This window comes from Rubripirellula reticaptiva, assembly GCF_007860175.1.
GTDB classification, from domain to species: Bacteria; Planctomycetota; Planctomycetia; order Pirellulales; family Pirellulaceae; genus Rubripirellula; species Rubripirellula reticaptiva.
In genome coordinates, this window is the sequence record NZ_SJPX01000001.1 from 661,921 (window position 1) to 685,167 (window position 23,247).

Annotated in this window: 18 protein-coding genes; 8 read left to right on the top strand and 10 right to left on the bottom strand. The window is 55.3% G+C overall.

Annotated features, from left to right (window positions below; genetic code table 11):
- Positions 1-28: 28 nt before the first annotated feature.
- On the bottom strand, positions 29-565 hold the full coding sequence (locus Poly59_RS02480; RefSeq protein ID WP_246151324.1) for a DinB family protein: 537 nt from the start codon (positions 563-565) through the stop codon (positions 29-31).
- Between the two features lie 19 nt (positions 566-584).
- On the bottom strand, positions 585-1,037 hold the full coding sequence (locus Poly59_RS02485) for a hypothetical protein (protein WP_186775971.1): 453 nt from the start codon (positions 1,035-1,037) through the stop codon (positions 585-587).
- A 374-nt stretch (positions 1,038-1,411) separates the two neighbouring features.
- Here Poly59_RS02485 and Poly59_RS02490 point away from each other — a divergent pair, with 374 nt between their 5' ends.
- The 4 genes from Poly59_RS02490 to Poly59_RS02505 all read left to right on the top strand — a co-directional run bounded on the left by Poly59_RS02490 (position 1,412) and on the right by Poly59_RS02505 (position 7,483).
- Positions 1,412-3,478 (top strand): biotin/lipoyl-binding protein, encoded by a 2,067-nt coding sequence (locus Poly59_RS02490; protein ID WP_146532480.1) that lies wholly within the window; start codon positions 1,412-1,414, stop codon positions 3,476-3,478.
- 65 nt (positions 3,479-3,543) lie between these two features.
- On the top strand, positions 3,544-4,428 hold the full coding sequence (locus Poly59_RS02495; RefSeq protein ID WP_246151429.1) for an efflux RND transporter periplasmic adaptor subunit: 885 nt from the start codon (positions 3,544-3,546) through the stop codon (positions 4,426-4,428).
- A 72-nt stretch (positions 4,429-4,500) separates the two neighbouring features.
- Positions 4,501-6,738 carry a site-2 protease family protein gene (locus tag Poly59_RS02500; protein ID WP_186775972.1) on the top strand — a complete coding sequence of 746 codons (2,238 nt, stop codon included), beginning with the start codon at positions 4,501-4,503 and terminating at the stop codon, positions 6,736-6,738.
- A gap of 343 nt (positions 6,739-7,081) precedes the next feature.
- The gene (locus Poly59_RS02505) at positions 7,082-7,483 is read left to right on the top strand and encodes a DUF3467 domain-containing protein (RefSeq protein WP_146532481.1); all 402 of its coding nucleotides are present in this window, start codon (positions 7,082-7,084) and stop codon (positions 7,481-7,483) included.
- A gap of 143 nt (positions 7,484-7,626) precedes the next feature.
- Here the strand turns inward: Poly59_RS02505 and argH are convergent, their stop codons facing one another.
- On the bottom strand, positions 7,627-9,042 hold the full coding sequence (argH, locus tag Poly59_RS02510) for an argininosuccinate lyase (RefSeq protein WP_246151325.1): 1,416 nt from the start codon (positions 9,040-9,042) through the stop codon (positions 7,627-7,629).
- Between the two features lie 106 nt (positions 9,043-9,148).
- On the opposite strand from argH, the gene Poly59_RS02515 reads away from it, so the two are divergent.
- Entirely contained in the window at positions 9,149-11,899 is a 2,751-nt protein-coding gene (locus Poly59_RS02515; RefSeq protein WP_146532483.1) for a hypothetical protein, read from the top strand.
- Here Poly59_RS02515 and Poly59_RS02520 read toward each other — a convergent pair.
- Together Poly59_RS02520 and Poly59_RS02525 are read right to left on the bottom strand one after the other, a co-directional pair.
- Complete coding sequence (locus Poly59_RS02520) at positions 11,876-12,670, bottom strand: sirohydrochlorin chelatase (RefSeq protein ID WP_146532484.1); 795 nt, start codon at positions 12,668-12,670, stop codon at positions 11,876-11,878. The genes Poly59_RS02515 and Poly59_RS02520 overlap by 24 nt on opposite strands.
- Positions 12,667-13,056, bottom strand: coding sequence for a heavy-metal-associated domain-containing protein (locus Poly59_RS02525; RefSeq protein WP_146532485.1), 390 nt, complete (start codon positions 13,054-13,056; stop codon positions 12,667-12,669). The genes Poly59_RS02520 and Poly59_RS02525 overlap by 4 nt, the downstream gene beginning before the upstream one ends.
- Before the next feature lie 238 nt (positions 13,057-13,294).
- Here Poly59_RS02525 and Poly59_RS02530 point away from each other — a divergent pair, with 238 nt between their 5' ends.
- Both Poly59_RS02530 and Poly59_RS02535 read left to right on the top strand, forming a co-directional pair.
- Positions 13,295-14,131 (top strand): hypothetical protein, encoded by an 837-nt coding sequence (locus Poly59_RS02530; protein ID WP_146532486.1) that lies wholly within the window; start codon positions 13,295-13,297, stop codon positions 14,129-14,131.
- A gap of 40 nt (positions 14,132-14,171) precedes the next feature.
- On the top strand, positions 14,172-15,359 hold the full coding sequence (locus Poly59_RS02535; RefSeq protein ID WP_146532487.1) for a hypothetical protein: 1,188 nt from the start codon (positions 14,172-14,174) through the stop codon (positions 15,357-15,359).
- Positions 15,360-15,409: 50 nt separating this feature from the next.
- On the opposite strand, the gene Poly59_RS02540 is transcribed toward Poly59_RS02535, so the two are convergent.
- From Poly59_RS02540 to Poly59_RS02560, 5 genes are all read right to left on the bottom strand, one after another.
- The gene (locus Poly59_RS02540; RefSeq protein WP_146532488.1) at positions 15,410-15,868 is read right to left on the bottom strand and encodes a hypothetical protein; all 459 of its coding nucleotides are present in this window, start codon (positions 15,866-15,868) and stop codon (positions 15,410-15,412) included.
- 59 nt (positions 15,869-15,927) lie between these two features.
- The gene (locus Poly59_RS02545) at positions 15,928-16,608 is read right to left on the bottom strand and encodes a tellurite resistance TerB family protein (RefSeq protein WP_146532489.1); all 681 of its coding nucleotides are present in this window, start codon (positions 16,606-16,608) and stop codon (positions 15,928-15,930) included.
- Between the two features lie 88 nt (positions 16,609-16,696).
- A complete protein-coding gene (locus Poly59_RS02550; RefSeq protein WP_146532490.1) occupies positions 16,697-18,556 on the bottom strand; it encodes an IRE (iron responsive element) in 1,860 nt (619 codons plus the stop codon).
- Positions 18,553-20,448: an ABC transporter permease gene (locus tag Poly59_RS02555; protein ID WP_146532491.1), complete on the bottom strand. Its 1,896-nt coding sequence runs from the start codon at positions 20,446-20,448 to the stop codon at positions 18,553-18,555. Before Poly59_RS02555 ends, Poly59_RS02550 begins: the two co-directional genes overlap by 4 nt.
- Complete coding sequence (locus Poly59_RS02560) at positions 20,445-21,446, bottom strand: ABC transporter ATP-binding protein (protein ID WP_390621417.1); 1,002 nt, start codon at positions 21,444-21,446, stop codon at positions 20,445-20,447. Before Poly59_RS02560 ends, Poly59_RS02555 begins: the two co-directional genes overlap by 4 nt.
- 212 nt (positions 21,447-21,658) lie before the next feature.
- On the opposite strand from Poly59_RS02560, the gene Poly59_RS02565 reads away from it, so the two are divergent.
- A complete protein-coding gene (locus tag Poly59_RS02565; protein ID WP_146532493.1) occupies positions 21,659-23,221 on the top strand; it encodes a bifunctional folylpolyglutamate synthase/dihydrofolate synthase in 1,563 nt (520 codons plus the stop codon).
- Positions 23,222-23,247: the final 26 nt, after the last annotated feature.

The following is a 23,247-nucleotide window of genomic DNA, read 5'->3' on the forward strand; positions in this document are numbered from 1 at the left end:
GCCCTACGCGCTACACGCAAGAAAGAAGCTAGCGAACTGGATCTAAACCCAAGGCTCGTCGCAGCATGCCGATGTGCCCACAGTGAATCTGTTCGTGAAGGGGACAGAACAAGATCGCGCCAAGCTTGTTTGGAAACGCGGCGTAGGGCATGTCGACCGGTTCTAGCAACGTGGCGGCATCGACACTCGGCAGCTCGCGGCCGGCAACCTCGTAAACTTTCGCCATGCGGTCGAGCAACTCTCCGGGACTGGGTTGGCTCGCCGGATCGGCGCTGGGCACCGATCCGCGGCCATAGGCTTTGCGAAACTTGCCTGGAATCAACTCCAAATCGTCCGGTTCGCGACCGCGGATCCGAAACAGCAACAATCCATACTGGCTGACAGTCAGGTGACCAACCTGCCAAGCAATATTGGTCGGCAAATCTGCGGGCATTTCGAACCATCGCTCGCGCGGCGTCGCGGCGAGCAGTTCGAGGGTATAGCGGCGGGCGAATTCGATCTGACCGATCGCGCCGGCAAGCATGGATGGGACCGTTTCGGCGGTGGGGAGAGGCGGCGTATTCATGCCGGGGATGATAGCAATTTCAGCCCGCATTTGCCTTGCGGGTCGACTCGTTTTTTTGCGGCATGACCTTTGACGGGGCAACCTTCGATGACTCGGCCCGTTTGCGAGGCGGTTTTGCCACCAGGCGAATCTCTGGCACGACACCGCGTCCACCATGAAACGTCCGCCGCCCGTCAATGCTGTGGTCGAACACGAAGGCTCCGTTGACCGCGCCCCCGCGAGGCGAGACACGCAAAATCGCAGGATGACCACATTCGACACACCGAACCCGCAAACCGTGGCTGTCGAGCAACCGGTGGATCGAGTCGGCCAAATCGCGGTTTTCCTGCAGCGACGCCATCGCTTGGCCGGTCAACTTGGACAACTTGTCCTGAATGGCCAATCGAATCGCCCGCTGCAATCGATTCAGCTCTTGATCCAAGTCGGCAAACGCAGGATGCAGTTCGGGATCAGTCGGCGAGGGTATCGGCATCCGGGTTTCCAAGGGGCTTCCGTCGGTCGCAAGTGACTTGCCGGCGTTTTCAAACAGAGGACCGCGAGGAATACGTCCTGCGACTGCGAGAAAGCAAAGGCAAAATTCCAAATTCAACTATGGACGAGTTTATACAAATTGTATAAAGTGTCCAGAGCCAAGGCCGGAAAGTGGCCTGTGGCGAAAAGGCAACACGTCATTCAGCCCCGAAAATCCGCAGTCCCGGTCCACCAGCCACTCCTTTCCCAACTTCCGCCCCAGGTCAACGTGGCGAAAAACGACTCGATTCAGTAGTGTCGCTCTAGTGGTGCCTTCTGGCCCCCAAAACACGGACTTTCTCCGCCAAACCAATTCACCAGACAAGCTCATCGCCCATGTCGGTCAACCAACAAACCGTTGAAGAAACGAAAGCCCAGATTCGCGGGTTGGTCAATGAGATCGCGACGCTTGCCAAAAGCGGCGCGACCGCAGACGAGTTCTATTCAGAACTGCTGTCACGAATCATCACGGCCCTGGCGGCTGCCGGTGGTGCCATCTGGCTGCTCGACGAGGACCGCCAACTTCGTCTGCAGTACCAAATCAACGCCGAGCCATCGATCCTGGGCAACGATTCAGACGACGCAAACCGACACACCCGTCTGATCGCTCGAGTCGCCAACAGTGGCCAGTCCTTGCTGGTTCCGCCCTATTCGGGAACCACCGATGGCGATGCCGAAGGCAACCCAACGCGATATTTACTGGTCTTGGGTGCGTTGAAGCACGAAGGCCAACACGACGGGCTGATCGAAATTTTCCAGCGTCCGGACACGGCCCCCGACACCCAGCGAGGTTATCTGCGGTTCCTGCAACAGATGTGTGATCTGGCTGCGGAATGGTTGCGCAGCCAAAAGCTTCGCAAACTGGGTGATCGCCAAGTCCTGTGGCAACAAGCGGACTCGTTCGCACGTGCTTCGCACGAATCGCTGGATCTCAAAGAAACCTGCTTCATCGTCGCCAACGAAGGCCGGCGGTTGATCGGTTGCGACCGTGTCAGTGTGGCGATCAAAAAAGGCCGCAAATGTGTGGTTCAAGCGATCAGCGGGCAAGACACGATCGAAAACCGGTCGAACATCGTCACCGCACTGAACAACTTGGCCACGCGAGTCGTGGCGGCCGGCGAACCGCTCTGGCACGATGGATCGACTGAAGACTTACCACCCCAGATCGAAGAAGCACTCGAAGACTACGTCGACGAATCCTACGGTCGTAACATTGTGGTGCTGCCACTGCGCGAACCCGAACGCCGCCTCGGCCAAGGCGAGGACGCTGGCGCCGCCGGCACGATCGACCGCGACAATGCCCACCGCGGCGAAGTCATCGGCGCCTTGATTGTTGAACAAATTGAAAGCGACATTCCGGCCGAAATCTACAAGGCGCGTGTCGACTTGGTGTACGAACACGGGACTCGCGCGATCGCCAACTCGCGTGCCCACACCAACCTGTTCCTGATGCCGCTGTGGCGAACGCTAGGTCACGCATCGTGGATCCTGCGAGCCCGAACGCTGCCCAAGACGCTTGCCGCGATCGCCGGCGTCGCGTTGGTCGCCGCTGGTTTGTACTTCATCCCGAAAGACTTCAACCTCGAAGCCGAAGGCACGCTGAAACCAGAGGTCCGTCGCGAAGTCTTTGCGCCGATCGATGGTGAAGTGATCGAGGTGCTAGCCGATCACAATCAACGAGTCGCCAAGGGCGAGGTGCTCGTGCGACTTCGCAACCCCGACATGGAAGTCCAGCTTACCGAAATCCGCGGTCAAATCTTGACCACACTCGCCGAGAAAGCTCGTGTCGAGGGACAACTTGGTGGCCAGCGACGAAAATTAGAGGACTCGGATCAACGAGCCTTGCAAGCCGAGCAAGTCGAGTTGCAAGTCAAGCACGATGTATTGCTAGAAAAACTGCAACTTCAACTCGAGCGAGAAAAGGACTTGGTTATCAAGTCGCCTATTGATGGTGTGGTGGTTTCCTGGGACGTCGAAAAGATGCTCCGCAGCCGACCGATCATGACGGGCCAAGTGTTGCTGGAAATCGCTGACCTCAATCAACCGATGTTCTTAGAACTCGACCTGCCTGAAAAACGCGAAGGCCACTTGGATCAATACGTTAACCAAGAAAAGCTGAACCAACCCGATTCGAAACTGACCGTGTCCTACATCCTGGCCACGGACCCGGACAAACCGCTGGATGCCGAAATGTTCGTCAACAGCATTTCAACACGTGCCGAAGCCAGCGAAGAACACGGTGCCATCATCAAGATGCGTGCGATTCCAGAACAAGAACCGCTGCGTGAATTGAACCCGCGTCCCGGTGCCAAAGTGATCGCCAAGGTCTACTGCGGTCGTCGATCGAGTGGATTCGTTTTCTTTCACGAGATCGTCGAGTGGTGTTACAAGTTCTTCTTCTAAGACCGACCTGATCAGCACCACTTGATTCATTTTCGATACAACCTAATCCACCGGAGTCCGCCTTGATGCGTCCCACTTTTCTCGCTCTCCTCGCCGCTACAATCACAATCTCAACGGCTAACGGGCAATCCCCCGGCGAGCAACGATCCGAGATCCATGCTGAAAACTGCTTTGTCCAGTACATCAACAAAGTTGATGTGCCAGCGACTGCAGAGGGCCTGCTAACGAGCCTAGATTTTGAAGAGGGCGATGAATTCAGCAAAGGTGACATCATCGCGGTCATCGAAGACAAACCAGCGCTGCTGGCCATCGAGCTAAAGAAAGCCGACGAAAAAGAAGCGATGCTAACGGCCGCCAGCGACGTCAATCTCCGCGACGCCAAAGAATCCGCCAAAGTCGCTGCCGCCGAGGCAAAATCTTTTGAAGCCTTGCACAAGGATCGAGTGATTCCGTACTGGGACATGGAAAAGAAACGACTCGAAGCCGGCCGCCAAGAGCTGCGAATCGAGATGGCCGAGACCGAACAAAAAGTCGCTCAGGTCAAAATGATCGCTGCTCGCAGCGCCCTTGAAATGGCCGAGTTTGAATTGACACAGCGATCGATCCGAGCTCCTTATACCGGCTTCGTCGAATCAAGGATCGCCCAATTGGGCCAATGGGTCCAACCGGGATCGCCAATGGCAACGCTGATTCAAATGGACAAACTTCGCGTCGAAGGTGACATCGATGCGCTTGGAGACTCGACACGCGTGGTCAAAGGCGCCCCCGTCGAAGTCCTGATCTACAACCATGCCAACGATGGCACTCGCATCCAGGGCGTCTTGGGATTTGTCAGCATGGAAATCGACTTCAACAAACGTTACCGCGTTTGGGTTGAAATCGAAAACGAAAAGATCGGGAACGAATGGAAATTCAAACCCGGCATGCGAGCCGACATCGTCATCAAATAGTTTTTAAAGAAATCGAACCGCGATCCTGTTCTTGAAACTAACGCCAATACCTAACGCTTAAAACACACTCTCTTGTCCACACTCGCCGAATCTCTCGTCAGCAGTTCATCACGACCGCTGACGGTCCGAAAACGCCCAGACCTGTCGGCTAATCGCCAACGGTACCAGGGCACCGGCTACTGGGTCGTCAAAGAACCGGTGGGGCTGCAGTACTTTCGTTTTCACGACGAAGAGTATTACATCCTGAACATGTTGGACGGGCATGTTTCGCTGCAGCAGATCAAAGAGGGTTTTGAACGTCGTTTCGCGCCACAGAAAATCACCTTCGGCGACTTACAACAATTCATCGGCATGCTGCACCGCAGCGGTTTGGTGATCAGTAATTCACCTGGGCAAGGCAAATCACTGCGCGAACGCGGCCGCAAAAAGAAGAACAAAGAAGTGATGGGCAAGTTTGCCAACGTCTTTGCACTTCGGTACCGAGGCTTTGACCCCGAGCGCCTGCTCAACTGGATGCTAAAACCATTCGGATGGATTTTCACCGTTCCGGCGTTGATCTTCTTCCTGATGCTGATCGCTTCATCGGCACTGTTGCTGGCCAGCCAGTACGAAACGGTCTACGCGAAGCTACCAACTTTTCAACAGTTCTTTGCCGCCGATCGTTGGCTAATTTTGGCAGCGACGATGGGAATCGTCAAAGTCCTGCACGAATTTGGGCACGGTCTTAGTTGCAAGAAATTTGGCGGCGAGTGCCACGAAATCGGCTTCATGCTGCTGGTGTTTACACCATGCCTGTATTGCAATGTTTCCGATTCATGGATGCTGCCTAACAAATGGAAACGAGTTTGGATTGGTGCCGCGGGTATCTATGTCGAAATGATCTTGGCGTCGATCGCCGCCTACGTTTGGTTATTTACAGAATCGGGCACGACGATCAACGACCTGTGCTTGAACATGATGTTCTTGAACGTTGTTAGCACGGTGCTCGTCAACGGTAATCCGCTGTTGCGATTCGACGGTTACTACATCCTGATGGATGCGTTGGAAATCCCCAACCTTCGTCAAAAAAGTACCGAAGTGCTGAAGCGTTGGTTCCAAAAAACTTGCTTGGGTTTGGAACTTCAAGACGATCCATTCTTGCCGACTCGTGGCAAGCTGTTGTTCGGAATGTTCACGATCGCCAGCGTGATCTATCGCTGGGTTGTAGTGTTTTCGATTTGTTGGTTCGTGATCAAAGTGCTTGAGCCGTATGGCCTGCAAGCGATTGGGCGAATGGTCGCCGTGGTCGGTTTTATCGGCTTGGTCGCCCAACCGTTCATTCAAACTTGGAAGTTCTGCCGCACTCCTGGGAGATTAGCGAAAGTGAAACGTGCCCGTCTGTTGCCAACCATTGCGATTGTCGCTGCAATCATCGCGGGCGTTTGCTACATCCCGCTGCCTCACCATATCGATTGTGCGTTTGAGGTTCGCCCAAGCCAAGCAGGTGCCGTCTACGCCGGTGTCCCAGGCCGAATCGAATGGACAATCCAGCCGACCACCGTTGTGAAGGTTGGCGACCCGATTGCCAAATTAAAGAACCCGGACCTTGAAATTCGCTTGGCCGAACTGAAAGGCGAAGAAGAAATTTCGATCGTCAAACTCGCAAACATCTCGGCTCGCAGTCGTGAAGACGCAGTCTTGAAGGCACAAGAGAAAACCCAAACCGAGCTACTGGAATCGATCCAGCAATTGAAGGCCAAAACGCAAGAAGAAATCGATCGATTAACGGTGCGAGCGAAACGTGAAGGCTATGTGATTCCGCCACCACTGCGGCAACCACAAAAAGGCCAAGACGGACGACTACCTGGCTGGGTTGGTTCACCACTGGAATCAAACAACCTTGGGGCGCTGTTGACAGCCGATGATGTAATTTGCGAAATCGGCACTCCCGACGCCCACGAAGCGGTGCTGATCATTGACCAAGGCGATGTACAAATGGTACGCGAGGGTCAGTCAGTCGACTTGAAATTGGACGCGATGCGATTGGAAACATTCAGCGGAGTGATTACTGAAAAATCAAACGAACCGATCGCCTCAACCTCCGTTTCCATGTCCAGCCAAACAGGCGGCGACTTGCAAACTGAAATTGACCCTGCAACCGGACAGGTCAAACCAAGAAGTGTTTCCTACCAAGCGCGAGTTCCGTTGGAACTTGATGGGTCGGTGATGCGTCCGGGTTACCGAGGTTCGGCAAAGATCCATGTCGATCCGATGTCGCTCGGCAACCGACTGTGGCGAGTGATCGCGCAAACCTTCAACTTCGAACTTTAGCCCGCACGTTTTAAACAACAAAATTTGATCGAAGCTACGGCCTCAACCCCATCCAAAAACCGGGCAAGCTACGCATCTCCCGCGTTTTAACACACTGGCCGCAAATCAACGCAAATTAAGCCTATGACACAATCGTTTTACGTTTCAGCCAACCAAGTCTTCGTTACGATAACCCACGTGATGATTGTGACGCCGGCTGGGACTAGGTGCTTTTAGCGGGCAGCACTTCAAACGATCCAAGATCGCCCCACACTCACATTTTGGACGTCCATCGAGATCTTTTGCATGTTGCAGAAGACAACGAAACGTCAAACCCATTTTTTTACCTTTCGGAGAAAACATCATGGCAGACGCCAAAGCCCCCGAAGCTGAAAAGCCAGCTGCAGCCCCAGCAGCAGCAGCTCAAACACAAACTCAGCAACCCGTTCAAGTTCAAGTCGAAGACCAAGGCGCGACCGCTTGTTACGCGAACTTCTGCCGCGTGACTGGTTCGCCCGAAGAACTGATCGTTGACTTTGGTCTTAACCCACAACCGATCGGCGTGCCAAAGGACCCCATTCAGGTCAAGCAACGCATCATCCTGAACTTCTTTACCGCCAAGCGATTGCTGGCCGCACTGCAAATGTCGGTCGCGCGTCACGAATCGGTATTCGGCGTTTTGGAAACGGACATCAACAAACGCGTTCGTCCAGGCCTGATGCAACAACAAGGCGGACAAGCTGCACCAGCCGAAAAGAAGAGCTAGTTCAGAGTCGACCTAATTTAGAACTTGTTCGATGAATCGACATTGCTTGACGAGATTTCCACGAGGTCTCGGCCTGGTTTAAGCCATAGCCACGTTTTTGGTAAATCCGAAGACGTGGCTTTTTTATGCCGACTGGTTTCAAGCTAGGCCAACAACTTTTTCCAACGGTCAATTTGCGACCGAACCTGGGCCGGTGCAGTGCTGCCATAGCTAACAAAAGCATCGACGGCATTGCGGCTGCCCAAGCAGTCATAGATACTCTTGTCGATCTCTGGTGCGTGTGCCTGCAACGACTCAATGGACAACTCGCTAAGCGGCACGTCTAACTGCATCGCTTCGCCGACAATCGCGCCGACCAAATGGTGCGCCCGCCGCTGCGGCATTCCTTTGGCGATCATCCATTCCATCAAAGTGGTTGCGTCGAGGTAACCTTTCTCCAAACGGCTGGCAATGGATTCGCGTTGCAACACGCTGCCCTGGACAATCGGTGCGGCCAACTCCAACATCGCGATCACTGTATCGACGCTATCGAACAACGGTGGCTTGTCTTCTTGCAGGTCACGGTTGTAGGCCATCGGCAGATTCTTGACCAACAACATCAAAGTTTGCAGATTGCCCATCACGCGAGCCGACTTCCCACGCGTCAATTCCAACGTATCTGGATTGACCTTTTGGGGCATGATGCTTGACCCGGTACAGAACGCGTGCGGCATCTTGATGAAGTTGAACTCAACCGTGCTCCACAGAATCCATTCTTCGGCCCAACCGGACAAGTGGGATGCGATCACCGACAATGCGAAAGCCGCTTCCAGCATAAAGTCGCGATCACTGCTGGTGTCGAGACTGTTCGCCGTCACCCCCGCAAAGTCTAGTGCTGCGGCGGTCTGGTCGCGATCGATCGGTAGCGTCGTTCCGGCAACGGCTGCGACACCAAGCGGACACTGATTCATTCGCCGCCTGCAATCGGCAAGCCGGTCGCGGTCGCGTTCGAACTTTTCGATATAAGCCAACCAGTAATGCGGTGCCAACACAGGTTGAGCGCGCTGCAGGTGCGTGTAGGCAGGCAAGACAACATCAAAGTCAGCGTCACATCGACCAAGAAACGCGATCTGCAAATCTTTCAGACGTGCATCAATTTGGTCTAGTGCGTCGCGGACCCACATCCGAATGTCGGTGCTGACTTGGTCATTTCGGCTGCGGGCGGTGTGCAGTTTCCGTCCCACATCGCCGATCCGATCGATCAGCGCCTGCTCCACGTGCATGTGGATGTCTTCAAGTTCGAACCGAATCGGCAATCGCCCACTGTCCAGTTCGACCTCGATTTCTCGCAGAGTTTTTTGGATCAGCGCGGCCTCCTCTGATGAAATCAGTCCGACCGACGCCAACATATCGGCGTGGGCAATCGAGCCGCGAATGTCATGTCGGTACAGCCGACGATCAAAACTGATGCTTTCAGCATATGCTTCGAGCCGTTGGTCGGTCTCGGCGTGGAAAACGCCGCTCCGTGACGGGCTGGCTTGCTGAGGGGCGGATTCTGGCGGGGTGGGGGGCGTGCTCACTGCGTGACTATCCCGAATGGTCGGCAACTTCAATAATAGAATGGACTGGTCATTATCGCCGGCGCCCCTTCGGTGGCGACCCCGCTTCAACAGAGAATCTCTCGATATGCGTCTTTTCAGCCTTCGGAATCCCTTTTTCGTCATCGCATTTGCCCTTTTGCCAGCCATCGCGGCTCGCTCAGCAAACGCGATCGACGTGCTGGCTCGGGCGGTCGTAGGCCAACCCTATGGCGTCGCCACAATCGAAATCCCATTGGCACAGCCGATTGTGGGACAAACGATGCCGCCAATCCAAGCCATCGATGCCGGCGCCGATGCGAATGGCGGGCGAGTCTTCTATCCGTTTTCCGAAGATTTGAAGGTGACTGTTCCACCGCCATCTGAAACGCCCGTTCCGCGCCCCGGCAACGGCCGATTATTGGGACGACTTGGCAACCTGATTCGCGAGATCGCCAGCCCCGAGGCCACTCAATCTCAAACCGTGGCTCGCCGGGTGACATTTCTGTTCGTCGGTTCGGCACCACTGCGAATCCGAGTCGGTGATGGCATCAGCGAAATCGGCACGTACGAACTGATCCCTGAACAAGATCCGAGTGCATTCGGCGCGATGAAGTCGACCTGGTGGGCAGGATACACGGCGTCTGTCAAAAGCCAGATTGATGCCGCAGATTACCCGGCGTGGGTCGAAGAGTATTTGATTGCGATGTTGTCGCGTCGAACGCGGTCACCGTTGCCAGCTTGGTACAACAACGCTCCCAGCGATGACGACGGGCTTACCGATGCGATGAAGTTGATCGCCGGTGCCAGTGGTGTCAGCGAAGCCATCTTTCGGCGTTCGGCAGTCGGTTTTCTGGACACCAGTGGCCGACCGCTTCCCGAAGCCACACTGCCTTTACCGGCACCGCCGCGATGGGCACCGCTCTACGATGACCCGACCGTCGCCAATGTGCCCGTCGAGCCGATGGCGACTCATGTGCCACCGGAGTGTTTCTACATTCGCTACGGCTCGTTTGAAAACTACCTTTGGTTCGCGGACCTATCAACCGAGTACGGTGGCGACGTGTCCAGCATGGTGACGCTCCGTGGCATCGAGGTCGACACGAACGAGAAGATTCAGTCTCAACTGAATTTGAAAATGAATCAGCTCTCGCGTTTACTCGGCCCAACAGTAATCGCCGATCAAGCGATCATCGGTCGTGACCTATTCGTAAGCGACGGTTCGACACTCGGTGTCATGCTGCAAGCCAAGAACGCGTTTCTATTGAGGACTTCGCTAGCCAATGATCGCACCGCGCTCACTCGCAGCGACGATGAAGTCACCCTAACAGATGTGACGGTCGACGGCCAAACGGTGTCGTTGTTGAGCACGCCCGATAATCGCGTTCGTTCCTTCATGGTTCAAGACGGCGACTTCTTTCTGTTAGCCAACAGCAAGGCCTTGGTAAGCCGCTTTTTAGAGGTCGGCAAAACCCAACAGTCATTGGCGGCGACGCCATCGTTTCAACTCGCTCGACGTTTGATGCCGCTTGATCGCGACGACACCCTGTTTGCGTATTTTTCACCCGAGATGCTTCGTGGATTGGTGTCGCCGTCGTACTTGATCGAATTGCGTCGCCGAGTTTCGGCAAACGCCGAGGTTGCGTTGATGCATTTGGCGGATTCGGCCGGCAAGCAAGAATCTGGCGTCACCGGTGCCTCGCTCAACGGAGTCGATGATTTGATTGACGCAGGTTTTTTGCCGGCCGGTTTCGGGGCTCGTCCCGATGGCAGTGGCGCCATCAACGTTGGCGATCAAGTGATGGATACGCGTCGCGGTCGCCGCGGTTCCTTTCTACCAATCGCCGATGCAGACATTGACGCGGTAACGCCCGACGAACTAGCTTGGTACGGACGAATCGCTAACGACTACGAAACTCGTTTCCCAACAATTGATCCGATCATGGTGGGCATCCACCGCGAATCGATGCCGGCATCAAGCCCCGGCGCCGAAGCCATTGATCGAATCTCGGTCCATGCGGAAATCGCGCCACTTGTCCCGGATAAGTACGGCAAGTACGCAAAGTATTTGGGGCCGCCAACCAACGTTGCGATGCAGTTCGCCAATGACGACATCATCGCCATTCAGGCCCACGTCGTATCCGAAGAACTCGGCCCGCCAACGCATCTCTTCGCCGCCGTAAAGGACACACTTCCGCCCGACCCTGAACAATTCGACGGCCTGCTGAACATCTATCGATCTCTTCGTGGGATTCCCGGCTATCTCGGCGCGTGGCCTCAACCAGGAATGCTCGACCGATTGCCACTCGGAATTGGACGCGGCCAACCGGTTGGGCCAGGCATCAATCGATTGATTGGCGGAATTTATCGTTATACCGATGGTCAATTCAGCGTGCTGTCATTCCAGCCTGATGTATTGCAACACGCACTGCCCAATCTGGCGGCAATCGATGTCCCCGATCTGGCTCAAATCCGTGCGCGCGCCGACAACTTGAAGGGCAGCCAAATCGAAGGATGGGTCAATCGCCAACTCTATGACCGAGCCCGCCAAAGCAGCGTGGCCGGCGCCAGTCTCTTGTCGCGAGTGACTCGGCAACTAGGCGTTGCGCCCGAGCAAGCGGAAGCCGAAGTCGAACGTATCCTTGGCGTCAAACTGCAATGTCCGCTGGGCGGTCAATACAAGTACTCGCAAGTCACTCAACGCTGGATCAGCACGGCATGGCAAGGCGAAGTCGCGCCCCCTTTTGCACCTGCTGATTATGTCGCACCACCGATGAAATGGTTCCGCGGCGCCTCGGCAACGGTAACTCAGTATGCTGATCGATTGGTCGTGGACTCAGTCATTGATGTGGCCAGATAGGCTAGCGTCGGTCGCAGTACAGTCACACCTTGCGGCGATCGCTTCGCAGACTTCGATTTCAGGTCCAAGATAATCGGACAAGTAAAATTGGATGGCCGGGTGTCGTAATTTAGCTTCGGCAATTTGACGACTGATCGCCTGGTACAGACGTCCTTCGAACAACAAGTGTGGATGAACGACGATCGCGTCAAAGCCACCTGTGATTGCCACCTTGTCGATCAAATCAGGAACCCGGGGCAAAGCCATCGCATAAAACGCAGTAGCAACGTGCGCCACATTGACACGGCGACGAATCACTTCCGTCATCACTCGCATGTCGGCGGCCGCGCATGGGTCGTGACTGCCACGACCGACCATCACAACGGCGGTTCGCTTTGGTGGCTCGGCGACTTGCCGCAAGGCACGCTGTAGCCGGTCAGTGACTAACTTCACAATCGACGGATGCCGCGACAACGGCCTGGCTTGATCGGTTGTGACGCCCGGCCAGCGCGACTGGCACTCGGCGATCGCCGATGGAATATCTTGCTTGGCGTGACCGGCTGCGAACAACAACAACGGAGCCACGTGAACATGATTTACTTTCCGTGCCATCAATGCGTCCCAAGCTTCGGCAATGGTTGGCTTTTGAAACTCAAGCAACGACACTTCGACGGGAACCGGTCGCAAACGATTTTCCAACCGACGCCCAAGTTGAAAGAACTGCTCGGTCCCTTTGGCTTCGCGGGTTCCGTGTCCGATCAACAGGACACCGGTGCTGCGGAACTCACTCACTGGACCATTTCGTTTTTGTTAAAGCCTTCTTCTTTCAACATTTCCAACGCGTCGTCCAGCTTGAATCCTGCATCGTAGTTCACGATGACTTGGCGATTGTCAATCTCGCCTTCGACTTTCTGTGGTGCCAATTCAACACTCGTGACCAAAGCAGTGCCTTCAAGAGTCTTTTTGACTCGGGGGTAACACGAGAAGGGGCACATCATTTCGGGCACGCTTAACGTCAACGTGCCAGATTCAGCCATCGCGGCAACTTGGGTCACCACGGCAGCTTCGGCGGATCCAAGCCCATCGTTGGCCGGGGTACTGTCGACCGGAAGACTGCCGATGCCAATCATGATTCCCACCGCAGCGATCACGGCAATGATGTAAGCAATTCCACGCATAAAGAGCTCTATTTTCGACGGATACAGATAGGGAGTGTCGCCGCATTCGTCGCAGCGAACTGATCGCTGCCAACCGGCGACCTAAGCATCACCCATTATGCTCGGATCGGCAAGTTGCAGAGTTGTCGCATCACGCACCCCACTTTTGCCGATCTTTCTGGTCTTTCGACAAAATATCAATTTTTGCTAAAGCTCAATCGACGTTCACTGAAATTCCTCACCGCCACGGTGTTTGGACATGCAAAAAATCCAACTCGCGATGCCTCTGGCCGCCGCTGCCCTGTTCACAATTGGGGCAGTTGGTCTGACGGGCTGTCGCCAAACGACAGGACCAGTAACCGCCGGTTCGTTCGGGCCCGTCGGTCCACTTTCACCAGTCGCCCCCGGCCAAACTCCGACACTTGGCCCGTTCGGTGGCAACACCCGTGTGACACCGCCGCCAACTGGCTCGTTTACCCCCCAGCCCAACGCCAACATCTTCGCCCCAACGACTCAGCCCCAAGCATCGTTTAGCGACTCAGCACCAAACAATGCGTTTGGCCAGGCTCCGATCGGTTCAGGTGTTCAAACGGCGTCGTGGACAGAGACCAACGCAACGGTTCCCAATCCAAATCAGGCTTCCGCAACCTCGCCACGAACGATCGATCCGCGCAGCGGCGGTATGGGGGTGATTGACCTGACCGGCGCCCCCAATCCACCGGGATACCAGCCCTACACCCAGTTCCCACCAGCGACCGTCTATCCGGGCTACCAACAGTCGAGCGCCAACCAGTTCCAGTCCATCACGCCAGCGTCCCCAAACTATTCGCCACAGAATAGTTACGCACCACAGAATTACGGTGCTCAGGCACAACCGACACTTCGCCCGCTGACTCCGCCGCCTAGCGCAAACCCGATCGATCCAGGTCAGATCGCAGCGAGCCAAACCGCAGAAACCCAGTGGTCCACCAGCCAGTCATCGGCGCAAGTGAACTACCCGAGCGGCGTCGCCACAACATTGCCGAGCACCGCTCCGATACAAACCGCCCAGCAGTCCTCAGATCTGCAATGGCGACGTCCAGGGACTCAGTACTAACCACAACACCGGAGAGCCTTCGAAAAGCAAGGCAAACTCGATGGGAATGTTCTACGCCTATGGAGGCGCGTTGATCGACGAAAACGAAATTCAAGCCAAGACTGAAAGTGGTGAATTCGCTAGCTTTGCCAGGTCGGCAATGAAAGCACCCGCCGACGCGTCGATCGACTTTTCAACCGGGCGATTGACTGCCGCCGATCTGCGCGGCCCGATGGTTTCGCCCGTTGCGACACGAACGCCATTCGAAGCTATCGGAATCGGCAAGCCGCTGACGATTGAAATTCGCCACATCTACACCGGTCGTTATCCCAAACGCAATTTGTTTCACCGCTCGTCCGACATGATCGTGACCTCGGCAATTAAAAGTTCGCCGGTGCTGAGCGAAGCGTCGACGGCCATCAACATGATGCGCAAAGACGTCTGCCCGCGGACAGGGTTCTCGACGCCGCACGCCGACGAGTTTGGAACACCAGTGGTGTTCTACACATCGGCACTGACCCAGCGCAACTCGTCGCTGACGATCAAGTTTGGGTTCGACGAGTTCCCCGGTGATGAACTCGAACGATTCGGTCAAATTTTGGCGGATGCTGCAGGCATGCCATTGTTCGCCGCGGCCGGATTGCAACTTCATGGTGCGTCGGCAATTGCGAAATTAGTTGGCCGATTGGGCGAGAGCCTCTTTGATCGCAGGGCAGCGTTCCGCGCAACCGAGTCGATCACGTTCGCACGTCCCGGATCAACCATTCCAGTCGCAAACTTTGCACTGATGATGCAAGACGATGAAGACGAGCGTCGGATTTTGAGAACCCACGTCATTTCCGGTGGAAGGCTTGTCCACGCCGAAACCAACCGCCCTTACGACGGCGACATCCCCTATGTCGTGATTAGCCTGGATGGACGGCGCAATGACGAACTGAAACATTTCATGTCGGAAAGCGCGGTGTCGGTCATGCTAAGCGACCTGACCAGCGGCGCTGGTGTCGATTCAGCACACATGGACGAACTTCGCGAAGCCGTCGCCGTCTACCACGACTATCGATTGCGACGCAGAGCCGACCGCATTGCTGACAAGATGAGCCACGAATCGCCCGAATCCTACGAAGGCAAACGTCTTGCGATCGAATACAGCGCGTTAGTCGCCAACATCAATGAAGCAGCTCTCAAACCAATCCGCGTCGCCGAGCAGAACACACCGTTGTTCGTCAACCCAGTTCGCCACGCCGCTTAATGCCGCAAACTCGAATTCGACGGCGCTATCTCGCCGAGACAAACAAGTTGTCATACATAGAGACTGACCAAAAACTGGCCGCCCGATCGATCGATCTTCGATTTCACCGATAGTCCAGGGCAAAGCCTCGACAACCGGTCAATCAACCACTGAGCTGCAGCTTGCGCATCGCCATCGGTGGGACAACGAGCCATCGCTTCGCGACCACCCTTTCGTTCCAAACGTTCAGCCGTTGCGATGATCGGCGCGGGATCGACCACAATCAAATGATCTGGCCAAACGATCACAGGATCGACGGCACCCTTGCCAGTGTTACAGCCTTTGTGAGCCAAACGCTCGGGCGGAATGGGCGTCTTGTCCTTCTTCATCTTCTTGACTCGAGCCTTCGTGATCCGCGTGTCAACACTGGCCCCTCGCGGATCGTTCGACGGCATATCCGGATCGACCGGTTCATCACACAGCCAACAACGCCAACCATCCGCGTCGCCTATCTCGTCCAACTGGCTCATCGCTCGCGTCCCGGTTTATTAATCGACTGTATCGCTGGCACATCAGTCCCAGCGGATGCTTAGGCCTTGAAAATCACCGGCGCGCCGAAGCTCTGGTGAATTTGGTTGCAACGGGCAGGGTCAAGTCGTAGACCATGAGCGAGGTCGGCCAAATAGTTGGCTTCCTTTTGCTCGTCCAAATCAATTGAGATCAGCGAGACCGTATAGACCTGTTCTTCCAATCCCAGTGGGACCGACCAAGTGAAGTCTTTGACGTCAACATTTTCCGCAAACGCGGCGCGCAGGAAAGCGATTTCTTCCTGCGAAACGTGATCCAGTTGCTTCAGGATCTTGTCCTGTTCTTCTCGAGTAATCTGACCATCCGATTTTGCTGCATTGACCATCGCACGCACGAGAATCTTCGATTGCTCGTTCATCGCTTCGGTCTCGGCCGTCGTCCAGGACGGCGTCGCGGATGACTGTGGCTCAGGCGCGGGCTGAGCCTGAGGAGTGCGAGCCTTCGATTGCGGAGCTTGGCGTTGCTGTTGGTGATGGCCGTGACTGACACCAAGCAGGTCTTCCAAACTCTTTGCCGCATCGTCAATGGTTCTTGGTGAGTAGGCTTTGGGATGGGGGCGTGATGGTTCACTCGGAGCCGGACGTTTTTCCCCGCCCAAAATGTCCTTCAAGACTGCACCACTGGCTCCGCCCGATCCCGCCTTGTTCCCCAGCAGAGCACCAAGAATATCCATTGCGTCCATCGTCACTTTATCCTGTCAAAAAATATACTCAGAACTGGGAACTCGCTTTCGACGACGATGAATCCCGCCGCAATTGGCTACCTACCCCTTACTCATCAGAGCCTTCTGCATCCGAAGCTTCTTCGCCCGAATCATTTTCGCTGTTCGGCGATTCAGCTTCTGGCTTGTCGGAATCGTCAGCCTTAGGCTCGGCATCAGCCTTCTCTTTCTCAACTTTTTCTTTTGCCGCTTTATCAGCCGCCTCCTTCTCTTTTGCTTTGGCAGCTTTTTCGGATTCAGCTTTCTCCATTCTCGCCTTCTCTTCTTCTGCCTTGGCAGCTTCTTCGAGCAAGCGTTCCTCTTCCGCTAATTCCTTTTTCCGCGCCAGCATGGCCTCTTCCGCTTGGGCTTGGATCTCGGTGTACATGTGCGAATCGATCTGCCCGTATTCGCCCATTAGCTCAACAAACGTCCGCAGCGGAAAGTCTTCAGGCATCTCTTCGCTGTCGATCGCAATCGAGTAACGCTTGAGCGACTCGAACAAGTCTTGGGCCGTATCATCGACCGTCAACAACGGATAGTCGTCGAAAATTTCTGCCCAAACGGCAAACGATTCTTCATACAACGCGATTGCCTTGTCGAGTTCTGCATCCTCGTTGGCTTTTTCGGCCTCATAGATCAGACGTCTTGCTCTGACCGTACGTTCTTCTTGCTCGGCCTGCGCAAGCGACTTCCAGTACGGATAGTTGATCTGGGTCCTGTAACCACGAGTCTTGATCAACCGTTCTTCCAAGTCATCCAGTTCACCAACGATTTCAATCGCTCGCAAACGAACCGCCGGATCAGCCGCACGGGCGAGTGCGGGCAAATTAGGAACCAAGCCACCCTTGATCGAGACGTACATCTCTTTGTCGTTGTGGGTCATTTCTTCGCGAGGCTTGTTGTAGGTCTCCTTCAACACCTCAGGTAAAGCGTCGTAAAGCCGCTTTGTTTCCGCGTCGAATTCTTCCTTGACTAGCTCGCGCAACTGCTCGATCTTCTCTTCTTTTTGTCGCTCGAGCACGTCGAGCTGATCCAACTTGATCGTGAAAGGCGAGGTCGTCGGGATGCTGCGGTTTCCGAACGAGCTCCAGTCTTCCGCTGCCATTTCCCACGCATTCTGGGCACGTTCGTCCAAGATACCTTCTTTCTCGATCGCTTCGGCGTGTTGGAAACGCCATTTTGGTCCTGTTTCATAGAAGTTGATCGGCGTTTGACGGCGAATTTTGACTCCTGCATCGACCATTTCGTAACCGCGGTTTAGCCACAAACGACCAACCAACCAATTATCAGGCTTGCCGAGCGGACCGCGAGCCTCTGGGCTGTCAACGGCAATGTTTTCCGTCAGAAGTTCCTCGTGCAATACTTCGTCATCCGAAAACAGACGCCGAAACTGAACCTTCTCGTCCGACATTCCCATCTTTGATCCATAGAACCAACCGGTGTACCAAATCAAACGGGGAGCGTTGCGATTTTGACGAACACCACGAGTCAGGAACTCGGTACCTTCGCGGACCATTTCATATCGCTGACGATAATCATCGAACTCGCTCGAAACGTTGTAGGCCAAGTTGTGAGCTTGGTGTTCCCAAACTTTATCGAAGTGAGGCTGCAACAGAGCGATGTTGTTTAAGGTCGCTTTCAAGCGATCCCATTCGTGCTTGACACGGTATTCGTGCGCCTTGTTCCACAACAAGGTTGCCGCAACGCCTCGCAAGCCGAGCGAAGCAAGCTTCATCGTTTCACTGGCCGGACTGATCTCGCCCAGATCGCTTTCAGCGATGTTGTACTTGATCCGCATTTCAGAAAGCTCGCCACCAAAGTCGCCCTTGCCGCCAGCAGGTTGTCCCAGCAAATACAGCGGGATCAACATGGCAACAAGAATGACCAAGTAGATGAGTTTTCGACGAAGAGTAGTCGTACGATTCATGCCGCGATCTCACGCGATTTCAGGAAGAAGTAACTAACAATGAAAGCCAGTAGGACATAGCCCAAGGTGGCAAATGCGTGTCGCAGCAGCAACGCACCAAAAATATCAAATCCACTCGCAGCGTATTCCGCCGTCCCGAGCATCTTGGGCAAGTTCGGCAACGCCGTTGCGATCGCGTCAAGCGTGTAGACGATTCCAGCATCGGTTGTCTTGATCACGCCAGCCGCGATCGAATCAACGTCCAATTCGGTTGTCATCGCATCTTGGCGAAGCAGCCGAACCAACGATTCAACAGGCCCACCACCACGCGAAATCCCCTCGTCGATGTAGTGACGCGTGTCGTAAACCTGTTCGGCGGAAAAGCCCAACAAGACACAAACAAACGTCGCCACCATCGCCACAGGACCACTCAGGAACGTACTGAACATGACGCCGAATGCGATCACCATCGTCATCTGTAACCAGATCGACATGTACGCTTTGACCAAATTCCACCAGAACGGGTTCTCGGCCGGACGCAAGTAAACACCACTGCGGGTCATTCCCAAATACTGGCTACGGTCGAGACAGCGAACGACGATTTTCAGTTGACCGTTTTCGTCAACTAAATCGTCGAACACGCTCAAGACACGAGTCTCGTTGTTGTCCGTGCCTTCCATTTCGAGTGGCAGGACTTTTTCGTCCACCGTGTACTCGTCGACCACGAATGCGATCGGGTTGGTTTCGATTTCTTTTGTCGGGTGCTTCATCGTGATCGAACCACGGATGCCCGATTCAATGTCACCTTTGTAAGAACGATAAGCTCGCACCGACAAGTCAACGGAAATGCCTTCGCCGTATCGTGCTGGCGTCACGTTCGAGAACGTGTACTCGGCCTTGCCCAGCGTTCCACCCTCGACGTAGCCGTGTTCGGCTTTCAGTGCCCCACGCGACAAACCGATCAAGCGAGACACACCCGCACTGCCGTATCCACCGGCCAACTGCTCGTTACCGACGTCGATACCAGCGTCTTTAGCTTCGCCGCGACGATCATAGAACTGAATATCGCCATACGAAGGAATTCGTGCTCGCAGCGCCCCGGTAGGCGGTCCAATCACGAACGACCCGTCATCTTTGCGAGTCACCACGTGCTGGTGACCACGCACATTGTCAGTCAACCCTTGCCCATCGGCATCGGGATCGATTGTGAAGCTGTGCTTGTGGTTGCGGACGTAATCGGTTTCGCCGACCAAGCGACCACTACTTAGCTCTTCGACATCAACGACTTCCTCGTGAGTGTGCCGAAGTCCGCGACTCACGAACAGGTAACTCGCCAATCCCATTGGGATCAAAACCAACGTACCGACGCCAATGAAACCCAGCATGCGGCCGAGCACGATTTCAGTCGGACGCACAGGTTTGGTAACGATCGAGTAGATCGTTTTGCTTTTAATTTCGGCGGGCAATGAGAACGCACTGATGAACAACGCGAGCGCGAGCACCAGGTAATTCGTCGCCGTCAAAACAAAGCTAATGTACAAACGGGCGGGATCGTTACTGTCGGGGTTCAAATACCAACCCGCTAGCAGCAACACGACCAAGAACAACCCGACGACGAACAACACGCGGCGACGAATCGCTTCCTTGAACGCCAATCTTGCCAGCGCGTAGATGCGGCGGCATGAAGTCCCCGGCAAGTCAAAACGGATCAAATCGCGAATCACTCGCGCGACCGCGTAAAATCCTTCGACTGGTCCGTACCGAGCTGCGGACACGACATAGCCGATCAGCAACCCCAGCACGATCGCCAGAACCAATAGCACGATGCCCTGTAGCGCCGCACTTTCTAAAAAGGCATTCGGCCGTAGCAACCATTCGTAGAACGACCAAAAATCATCCGGCTGAAGCGTCATTGACCGCCCTCTTGGTTAGGGCTGTTGGCATCCCCAGATTGATCGGGCGAACTGGTCACGCGGCGAGCACCAGGCCGAGCTTCGCTTTCACGAACAATGTTCAAGAACAAGTCTTCCATTGTGGCGGTCGGATTGTCGATCGACTTGACCGCGCCGCCCTTACGAGCGATCAGCTCAGCAATCTCGGCCTTCGTCGCGTCGTCCAAACCAGTGGCGTGAATTTCGGTAACGTCCTGAACCTTCAACAGTTCAGACACACGACCGAGCTCCTTCAATTCGCCTTGGTGCAAAATCGCAACCCGATCGCAAACGTCTTGAACGTCCGCCAACTGATGGCTGCACAACAGAATGGTTTTTCCTTGGTCACGAAGAGCCAGGATCAAGTCCTTCATCTCGCGGGTCCCGATCGGGTCGAGGCCCGTCGTGGGTTCGTCCAACAGAATCAAGTCGGGATCATTGATCAGAGCTTGGGCCAAACCGACGCGGCGGGTCATCCCCTTACTGTATTCGCGAAGCTGGCGGTGTTTGGCACCCTTCAAACCGACCAAATCGATCAGTTCGGCGACGCGACGTTTCCGGTCAGCGCTGGACATGTCGAACAATCGACCATAGAAGTCCAACGTTTCTTCGGCGGTCAAGAACTTGTAAAGATACGATTCTTCGGGCAGATACCCAATCCGTTCGTTCTTGCTGGTTTCGGTCGCGTCTTTGTCGAAGACCAGAACGCGGCCACTGGTGGGGAACAACAATCCCAGAATCAGCTTGATCGTGGTCGATTTTCCCGAACCGTTGGGACCAAGCAGGCCAAAAATCTCGCCTTTCTTGACTTCGATATCAAGCGATTTGAGGGCGTGAACCTTTTTACGGCCCCAAAAGTCGCGATATATCTTGCTCAGGTTGCGAGTCTCGATGACGACACCCGAGTCAGTCGGGTTGGGTTGGGTCTGCGATGAGGCGTTGTTTTGGGCCTCAGCGACCGCGGTTGCTTCGTTATCCACGGGCAAGCTTCTAGAAAGAGAACTGTGTATCAATGATGGAAAGGTACCGGTCTGTACGCTACGGGGCGGCCGGGACAACGGTTCGAAAAGTTTACGGCTCGAAAGACCAAACCACAGTCTCCGAGGCAATTCGCGGCCGGATTGTCCCCTTGCCGATTGTCCAAAGTACGCAAAATCAGTCATGATGGGCGCAATCGGCGTTTGCGACACCGATGCTTCTTTCCTTCTTGTGCGATACGACGTTGACCCAGCCGACTCGCCACGACGAATCCACGCCGGCCTCCTCTGGCAGGGATAAAATTGATTACGAGAATGCCCTCGGTTTTTTGTACGACCGGATCGATTACGAGCGGTTGACTACCGGCACGTCGCGGTACCCGTTCCGACTAACGAGGATGCGAGAACTGCTGGGCCGACTGGGGCTGGGGCACTTTATCGAACTGGCACCCGTAACCAAACTGGCATCCGCCGCCGAACGGACGTCTGATATCGAACGGGCGTCTAAGCCTGCGGTCATCCACCTAGCGGGGACAAAAGGCAAAGGATCGACCGCGTCGATGGTTGCGGCAGCTTTGACCGCGGCGGGCCTGAAAACGGGACTCTACACCTCGCCTCACCTGCAACAATTGGAAGAGCGGTTCCGAGTCGACGGCCAAATCTGTCACCCCAACGAACTGATTTCGCTGGTCGATCAAGTTCGACCGGTCGACGAAGCCTTGATGTCGGATGGTATCGGTGCGGGATCGTTCTTCGAGCTAACGACCGCCCTATCGCTGCTCCATTTCCATCACAGCGGCTGCGACGCCGTGGTTCTGGAAACCGGCCTGGGGGGGCGACTGGACAGCACCAATGTGTGCTGGCCCGATGTGACGGCGATCACGTCGATCGGGCTCGATCATCAACATGTCCTGGGCGATACGCTGGCCCAAATCGCCACAGAGAAAGCAGGCATCATCAAACCCGGCGTGCCGGTGATCAGTGGCGTGCGAGCGGACGAACCCGCCGAAGTGATCGAACGAATTGCGGCGGAGAAGAACTCGCCGCTGTTGAAAATAGGTCGCGACTTTACCCTGGATTGGCAGCCCAATCCGGTTTGGGGATCCCAAATCACATTCCATGGAAGAACGAACCCGCTAGGCAAGACTCTGGCCGCCCATGTCGCAATGGAAGGCGAGCACCAAGCCAGGAACGCAGCAATGGCGATCGCCATCGTGCAAGTCCTACGAAACCGCCTGCCAACTGTCATTCGCGGTGACATCAAGAGTGCCGACATCACTGATGCCACCATCGCGGGCGCGTTAGCCAATCTGCGATGCGATGGACGAATCCAACGCTATGCGCTATCGGAAAAAACAACTGGCATCATCGATGCAGCTCACAACGAAGACTCCATCGCCGCTTTGTGCCAGACGCTCAAACGCCGAGCTACCACCGGCCCCGTCGCAATCGTTTTTGGCACCAGCATCGACAAATCATCCGGCCCGATGCTGGAACAGATTGCCGAACTGGCCAAGCACATTGATTTGAAACGAATCCAAATCACTCGCTTCAACGGAAATCCACGCTGGCGACCAACGGCCGAACTGATGGCGCAGATGCCCGACTCTCTTCGACCAATCGCAGTCGTCAACGACGATCCCATCCAAGCCTGCCAAGCTGGACTGCAAGCGGTGACGCCCGGCGGCATGCTGATCGTGTGCGGATCTTTTTTCCTGGCCGCCGAAACAGCACCATGGATGCACTCGATCACGTGCGAAGCAACTGACGCATCCTGAATCAACTGGGTCCTGCCGGACCCAGT